Source organism: Aeromicrobium sp., assembly GCF_014378035.1.
Taxonomy (GTDB): Bacteria; Actinomycetota; Actinomycetes; order Propionibacteriales; family Nocardioidaceae; genus Aeromicrobium.
In genome coordinates, this window is the sequence record NZ_JACMOM010000048.1 from 1 (window position 1) to 7282 (window position 7282).

A 7282-nucleotide genomic window follows, 5' to 3' on the forward strand; every position below is an offset into this window, starting at 1 on the left:
CCCCATGCACCGCCCGTACTCCCTTCTCGGTCGCGCGGTAGTAGACCTTGGCCGGAAGTATTGCCCGCTCGACCCCCGCAGCATCCATGTCTGCCAGGAGCGCCTCGGCTGACAGCTTCTCGACCGGGAGCCCGTCAGCGTCGACGTGGTTGAAGGTGTGCATGACCCGTTGCAGGCGCGCGTCGCCGTGCCAGTCGACCGTGTCGCCTCGAGGATCCTGTGCGTCGTCAGCACCGAGCCACGGTGTGTGGAGGAAGGCGTCAACGACCGGCCCGACGTGCTCGTGCGGCTGCTGCTCGGTCGTCTGCACGACCCACCTCCTGCGCAAATGTGTCTGGGGTCACTCCCCGACGCGTCACGTTAGCACCCGCGTAGACGTTCGTCGACCCTTGTCGACCGTTGCATGTAGGACTAGACTCCGGGTGACCCTGACGGGTCGGTTGCAGCGGCGAAGGAGCACGGCATGAAGGCATCAGTTGTCAACGGGGTGGGACGGGGATTCACCGTTCAGGACCTCGTCATCGGTGAGCCACGGGGATTCGAGGTGCTCGTCGACGTGCGAGCCTCCGGCCTGTGCCACAGCGACTTGCATCTGGCAGAGGTCGACTACGGCCTGCCGATGCCCACGGTGCTCGGGCACGAGGTGGCCGGCGTCGTCCTTGCCGTCGGACCCGCCGTGACAGCGGCACGGGTCGGCGACCACGTCGTGGCTTGCCTCGTGAAGTTCTGCGGACGATGCATCGAGTGCACCTCCGGGCACACCTTTGCCTGCTCCACCCCCAACTCGACCCTGCGCAGCGCCTCCGAGCCGCCACGGCTCACCTACAACGGGGTCGCGATGGAGCAGGCGCACGGCATCGGCGGATTCGCGGAGCAGTCACTCGTCCACGAGAACCAGCTGGCCGTGGTGAGCAAGGAGATCCCGTTCACCGCCGCCTGCATCATCGGGTGCGGCACCGTGACCGGTGCAGGTGCAGCGATCAACACCGCGCAGGTCCGGCCCGGCGACACCGTCGCCGTGCTGGGCACCGGCGGCGTGGGGCTCAACACCATCAGTGGTGCACGGCTTGCCGGCGCCCTGCGGATCATCGCGATCGATGTCGACGACTCCAAGCTGGAGGTCGCACGGCGCTTCGGCGCGACCGACGTCATCAACGCCACCCGCGCCGATCCGGTGGAGGCCGTGAAGGCGCTCGTCGACGGCGGGGTGACCCACGCGTTCGAGGTGATCGGCCTCCCCCAGACCCAGGCGCAGGCGGTCCAGCTCGCTCGACATGGTGGCGGCGTCCACCTCGTCGGGGTCGCGAGGCCCGGTACGACGCTCGAGATCGAGTCGTCACTCGGGATGCTGCGCGCCCACACCGCTGTCTCCGGCGTGCACATGGGCTCGACGAACCTCAAGCGTGACATCCCGATGTTCGTCGACTACTACCTCCAGGGTCGACTCAACCTCGATGACCTCGTGTCGCAGGAGATCGGGCTGGCCGACATCCCCAAGGCCTACGAGCAGCTCCGTGCGGGCAAGGTCATCCGGTCGGTCATCACATCGTTCTGATCGGCGCCGTTCAGATCGGCGCCGATCTGACAGCTGAGACAGCGGTGTCCACGGCACCCGCAATGTCGGCGATGGCATCGCGGGCGACGTCCAGGACGTTGTGCATCCGTACGAACCCGTGCGTGACATCCGGGTACGACCGGTAGGTCGTCGGCACACCTGCCGCAGCGAGAAGCTCGGCATACCGCTCCCCGTCGCTTCGCAACACGTCGTGCTCGGCCGTCAGGACGAGCGTCGATGGCAGGCCGGCGAGGTCGCCGGCACGGGAGGGAGAGATGTCGGGCGACGCCCACTGGTCCTCCGGCGCGTAGTGCGTGAAGAACCACGTCATGTCACGCCTCGTCAGGGGAAGCCCCTCGGCGTGCTCCTGATAGCTGCTCGTGTCGAACTCGGAGTCGGTCACCGGGTAGATCAGCACCTGCAGGACCGGGTGGACGACGTCTCGCAAGTGGCGGGTCGCGACGGTCACCAGGTTGCCGCCGGCACTGTCGCCGGCGACGATCAACGGCAGCGAGCTGGCGACCCCGGGCACAGCACCCGATGCCACCCACGTGATCGCGTCCTCGGCATCCTCGAGACCCGCGGGGAACGGGTGCTCTGGGGCCAGTCGATAGTCGGGGAGCACGACGGCGCACTGCGTCGCGCCCGCGAGGGTCCGCCCGAGAGTGTCAAACTCATCGACGGCACCGACGACCCAGCCGCCACCGTGCAGGTAGACGATCACGCCGACCACGTCGCCCGGCGGCACCAGGATGCGGGCCGGTATCGGCCGCGAACGTCCGGGGATGTCGACATCCGCGGTCGATGCCATGTCCGGCCCGGCACCGAGCGCCTCGCGTCCCGCGGCCAGCATCGCGCGTGCCTCGTCAGGCGTGCCATCCGAAAGGCCTGGCACCCCCAAGGTCTGTCGTTGCTCGACCATCGCGGCGATCATCGGGTGGAGCGGCATCGTCATCCTCCTGTGGTGTGTGTGATGGAGCGGTCCATGGCTCGGAGCGGGCTCAGGAGAGAGCGAGCCCCGTGTAGCCGCGATCCTTGACGTCAGTGAGGACCTGCTGGAACGTGCCGAGCCCACCGATGTACGGCATGAAGACTCGTGGCTTGCCGGGGATGTTCGCCCCGGTCCACCACGAGTTGGCGCGGGGGAAGAGCGTTGCGTCGGAGATGTCAACGACATGCTGCGTCCACGCCTTCTCCGCGGTGTCGTCCGCCTCGATGCGGTGGACACCCTCACGCTGTGCGTGCTCCAGCAGGTCCGCGAGCCACTCGACGTGCTGCTCGATGGCCATCACCATGTTGGTCAGGACCGACGGGCTGCCCGGGCCTGTGATCGTGAAGAGGTTCGGGAACCCGGCCATCGTGAGCCCGAGGTAGGCCGACGGTCCGTCGCTCCAGCGGTCGCGGAGCTTCACACCACCCTCGCCGGTGATGTCCATGCGCAGGAGGGCCCCGGTCATGGCGTCGAAGCCAAGGGCGAAGACGATGACGTCGAGATCGAAGCTCCGCTCCGAGGTCCGGATCCCTGCGGGTGTTATCTCGATGATCGGATCATCACGCAGATCCACCAGCGAGACGTTCGGCCGGTTGAACGTCTCGTAGTAGCCGGTGTCAACGCACGGCCGCCGGGTGCCGAGCGGGTGGTCGAAGCTCGTGAGCGCGTCGGCCGTGGCCGGGTCGTCCACGATCGCCCTGATCTTGGACTGGACGAAGCCTGCTGCCGTGTCGTTGGCCTCTTGACTGACCAGCAGGTCGGCGAACGAGCTCGTGAAGACCGGCCCACCGTTGCTCCACACCGCTTCGTACACCTCGCGGCGCTGCTCAGCCCCGACCTCGAGGGCGGAGGAGCCGCTCAGGATCGGCGGGACCGGGTAGCCACGCGTCGTCGTGCGCGCCTCCTTGCGGCGCTGGTCGTAGCCCGCCTTCATCTCCCGGGTGAAATGTTCGTCCAGGGGCCGGTTCTGCGCAGGAAGACTGAAGTTCGGGGTGCGGTGGAAGAGCAGCAGCTCGCCCGCATCCTTCGCGATGGTCGTGGTGAGCTGGATGCCGGTCGAGCCGGTACCGATCACGCCGACCCGCTTTCCGGTCAGATCGACATCGTGGTGCGGCCACTCACCGCTGACGTACGACTCGCCCTCGAAGCTGTCCAGACCCACGAACGACGGCCGTTTGGGCACCGACAGGCAACCGGTCGCCATGACGACGTACCGGCAGACAAGGGTCTCGCCACCCTCGAGGCCCACCGACCACCGGGTGTGGACCTCGTCGAACGTCACCGCCTCCACCATCGAGCCCAACTGGATGTCGCGGTTCAGGTCGAAGCGCTCGGCCACGTGCTCGATGTACCGCAGGATCTCAGGCTGGGTCGCATAGCGCTCCGACCACGTCCACTCCTGCTGCAAGTCCTCGGAGAAGGAGTACGAGTAGTCGAAGCTCTGGACGTCGCAGCGCGCGCCCGGATAACGGTTCCAGAACCAGGTGCCGCCCACGCCGCTGGCGGCGTCGAGCACCCGGGCAGAGAAGCCGAGCTCGCGCAGCTTGTGAAGCATGTAGAGCCCGGCGAAGCCCGCCCCGACGATGATTACGTCATGGTCGAGATCGGGGTCCGCGCTGGTGGGATGGGGTGACATGACGGTGACTCCTGTGGGGACTGGTCCGATATGGACGGATTGACGACTAGGCGGCGCGGGCACCCTGTGTGAACATTTCGGCGGCCTTCACCACGTCGATGCCGAAGGTGCCCTGCGTGACGGCGGTGGCACCCCCATCGATGGGTACGGTCACTCCGGTCACGTAGCGGGAGAGGTCGCTCGCCAGGAACAGCGCGACGTCCGCGACCTCCTCCGGCACACCGACCCGTCCGATCGGCAGCTTCGGTCCGAGCTCCTGCGCTAGGTAGGCGAGGAACTCGCGCGCCTGTGCTGCGGGCACACCGAACGCGTTGGCCATGATCGGCGTCATGATCGTGCCGGGCGCGATCACGTTGGATCGGATACCGAGCGGGGCCAGCTCGGCAACAGCCTGCCGGACAAGCCCGATCACCGCGTGCTTCGCGGCAGTGTAGGCAGGGCCGGCCCACGCCCCCTGGAGCCCGGCAGTGCTGGACGTGGAGATGATCGCTCCACCGCCACCCTGCGCTCGGAACTGCCTCGACGCGTACTTGTGGCCGAGTGCCACCGAGCGCGTCAGCAGGGCGAGGGTCCGGTCGAAGCCGTCGGCGTCGAGGTCGGACAACGAGGACACGTCGCCCTGGTTGCCGGCATTGTTGAACATCACGTCCAGACGGCCGTACGTCGCCACAGCAGCGGCCACTATCCCCTCGATCGCCGATTCGTCGGTGACGTCGGTGTGGACGAACGTTGCCGCATCGCCGAGCCTGTCGGCTACCGCCCGCCCGTGGTCGTCGGCGATGTCGCCGATGACCACGCGCGCGCCCTCGGCGACGAACCGTTCGGCACTGGCGAGTCCGATACCGCTCGCGCCACCTGTGACGACGGCAACCTTGCGCAGCAGCAGAGCTGTCACTGCTCGTCCGCCTACGCGACGCGGTAGTGGTTGATGACAGCCGGTGCCGCCTCGACGACCTTGTGGTGGTCGACGTGGGCGTGCTGCTGCGCCACCAGGCTGTCGAGCAGTGCCCGACCGAGCACCGATCCCTCACGGACCGGCGACGTGCCCGCCCAAGAGAAGGCGAACTCGGCGACCTCGCGAACGACCTGGTGCACAAGGTTGCCGGCCTGATAGAAGCGCGCCCTGTCAAGCTCGTCCATCTCCTCACCGGACTCGATCTTCACGCGGGCGTTCTCGATGTTGCTCAACGTGAGAGCACGCACGGCCGCGAGGCGCGACTCGTGGTGAGCGAACTCGTAGGCGAAGCGCGGCTCGTCGATGATCCTGCCGTGAGGCACGACCTGCCTGCCCGCATCGGCAATCTTCACGATCTCCTGCAGCGCGTGCTTAGCGATGCCGCAGGCGACCGCCGAGTGGTACGCGATCGCCGTCGAACCGAAGTCCATCCGCCCAGCGGCGCCGCCCCGCAACGACACGTACTCGACCGGGCTGAACGCGTACTGTGAGGGGACGAACACGTCCTCGACCTCGAAGTCGACACTGCCGCTGCCCTGTAGCCCGAAGACGTCCCAGCCGCCGACGACGGTGACCTGGTCACGCGGCACGAAGCCCGTGATGATCGACTCGGTGCCCTCGATGAAGGCGCCGGCGGCGAAGTGGGTGGCGTGGAGGACACCGCTGCCGAACTGATACTTGCCGGTGATGCGGTAGCCACCCTCAACAGGCTTCGCGATGCCGGACGGTCCAGCGAAGCCGGACGTCAGTGCGCGCAGGTCGGAGTCGACGAAGAGCTCGCGCACGGCGTCGTCACCCAGACCGACGCTCGAGTAGCCGTTGAAGCCTGCGAGCGTCATGTAGGACCATCCGGTCGAGGCGTCCTGGCTCGCCATCTCCTCGAAGACCTCGAAACGCTTGAGCATCGTCGCGTCCTCGCCGCCGAGCTCCGTCGGCACGCAGAACCAGAAGAGCTCCACATCGTGCAAGGCGTCGATGACCTTCTGGCTGATCCGGCCCTCGGCCTGCGTGGTCGCCGCCTCTGCCTGGACGAGACCCGCCATCGACCTGGCGCGCTCGAGGGGGTCGGTGAGCTGGGTGCCGGCCGGAGAGGCGGCGTTGAGAACACTGGACATGGTTGCTCCATTTCGACTGGTGATTGCGTTCGACTGGTGATTGCGGCGGCGAGCTCGCTGGTGCTTGCGACCCGCCGCGCTTGCGAGTGACGGTGCTCACATCGACCATCGCATACGACCGAAGGTAGGTCAATAACTCTGTCGACAATGGTCGACATCGGTCAACATGCTGGTCGGATAGTTCACTGGCAACGCTCAGACCCCGGCAACGCCGAGGAAAGCCTCGACCACACGTGGGTCTGACGCCACCTCGGCTGCCGAGCCTGTGAGCTTCACCGATCCTTGGTCCAAGACGTAGGCGCGATGGGCGACACCGAACGCCGCGTGGGCATTCTGCTCGACCATCAGGATCGCGATCCCCTCGCTCGCGATGCGCGCGATGGCAGCAATGACCTGGTCGACCAGCGCCGGCGCAAGACCCATCGACGGCTCGTCGATCAACAGGATGTGGGGCTTGCCCATCAGCGCACGACCGAAGGCGAGCATCTGCTGCTCGCCACCGCTGAGCAGACCGGCCGCACCGTCGCGACGCTCCCTCAGGATGGGAAACATCGCGAAGACCTTGTCGAGGTCCTCAGCGATCTCGTGCTTGCCCCTGCGCGCATAGGCACCCACCATCAGGTTCTCCTCGACGGTGAGAGGTGCGAATATCCGACGACCCTCCGGCACCTGCACGAGACCCCGGCGGGCAATCTTGTGCGGGGCTGTGCCGGAGATGACCTTCCCCTCGAACTCGACCGTTCCGGATTTGAGCGGGACGATCCCACTGATGGCTCCCATCAGTGAGCTCTTGCCGGCGCCGTTGGGTCCGACCACGACCACGACCTCGCCCTCGTCGACGGTCAGGTCGACGTCGCGTACAGCCTGGACGCGACCGTACCGCACGTTTGCTCCATGAATCTCAAGCGTGGCCATGTCCATCTCCTAGGTAGGCGCGCTGCACCTCAGGCAGTCGGGCGGTCGCGTGCGGCTCTCCCTCGGCCAGCAGCCGCCCGAAGTTGAGGACCACCAAATGGTCCGCGAGGTCGAG

General features: G+C 67.0%; 7 protein-coding genes. 1 reads left to right on the forward strand and 6 read right to left on the reverse strand.

Annotation, left to right across the window (positions count from 1 at the left end; all coding sequences use genetic code 11):
- On the reverse strand, positions 1-310 hold a 310-nt coding region (locus tag H7290_RS02675), incomplete at its 3' end, for a hypothetical protein (RefSeq protein WP_290512471.1).
- A 153-nt stretch (positions 311-463) separates the two neighbouring features.
- On the opposite strand from H7290_RS02675, the gene H7290_RS02680 reads away from it, so the two are divergent.
- Positions 464-1555 carry a Zn-dependent alcohol dehydrogenase gene (locus tag H7290_RS02680; protein ID WP_290512472.1) on the forward strand — a complete coding sequence of 364 codons (1092 nt, stop codon included), beginning with the start codon at positions 464-466 and terminating at the stop codon, positions 1553-1555.
- Between the two features lie 10 nt (positions 1556-1565).
- On the opposite strand, the gene H7290_RS02685 is transcribed toward H7290_RS02680, so the two are convergent.
- From H7290_RS02685 to H7290_RS02705, 5 genes are all read right to left on the reverse strand, one after another.
- Entirely contained in the window at positions 1566-2504 is a 939-nt protein-coding gene (locus H7290_RS02685; protein WP_290512473.1) for an alpha/beta hydrolase, read from the reverse strand.
- Between the two features lie 52 nt (positions 2505-2556).
- Positions 2557-4182, reverse strand: a complete 1626-nt coding sequence (locus H7290_RS02690) for an NAD(P)/FAD-dependent oxidoreductase (RefSeq protein ID WP_290512474.1) — start codon at positions 4180-4182, stop codon at positions 2557-2559.
- A 46-nt stretch (positions 4183-4228) separates the two neighbouring features.
- Positions 4229-5077, reverse strand: a complete 849-nt coding sequence (locus tag H7290_RS02695; protein WP_290512475.1) for an SDR family oxidoreductase — start codon at positions 5075-5077, stop codon at positions 4229-4231.
- Between the two features lie 11 nt (positions 5078-5088).
- Positions 5089-6252, reverse strand: a complete 1164-nt coding sequence (locus tag H7290_RS02700) for an acyl-CoA dehydrogenase family protein (RefSeq protein WP_290512476.1) — start codon at positions 6250-6252, stop codon at positions 5089-5091.
- A gap of 195 nt (positions 6253-6447) precedes the next feature.
- Positions 6448-7167 carry an ABC transporter ATP-binding protein gene (locus H7290_RS02705; RefSeq protein ID WP_290512477.1) on the reverse strand — a complete coding sequence of 240 codons (720 nt, stop codon included), beginning with the start codon at positions 7165-7167 and terminating at the stop codon, positions 6448-6450.
- Positions 7168-7282: the final 115 nt, after the last annotated feature.

What these genes read in the sequence shown, in the direction of transcription:
- H7290_RS02680 (WP_290512472.1), top strand. Translation starts at nt 464, where the DNA reads ATGAAGGCATCAGTTGTCAACGGGGTGGGACGGGGATTCACCGTTCAG.
- H7290_RS02685 (WP_290512473.1), bottom strand. Translation starts at nt 2,504, where the DNA reads ATGCCGCTCCACCCGATGATCGCCGCGATGGTCGAGCAACGACAGACC.
- H7290_RS02690 (WP_290512474.1), bottom strand. Translation starts at nt 4,182, where the DNA reads ATGTCACCCCATCCCACCAGCGCGGACCCCGATCTCGACCATGACGTA.
- H7290_RS02700 (WP_290512476.1), bottom strand. Translation starts at nt 6,252, where the DNA reads ATGTCCAGTGTTCTCAACGCCGCCTCTCCGGCCGGCACCCAGCTCACC.
- H7290_RS02705 (WP_290512477.1), bottom strand. Translation starts at nt 7,167, where the DNA reads ATGGCCACGCTTGAGATTCATGGAGCAAACGTGCGGTACGGTCGCGTC.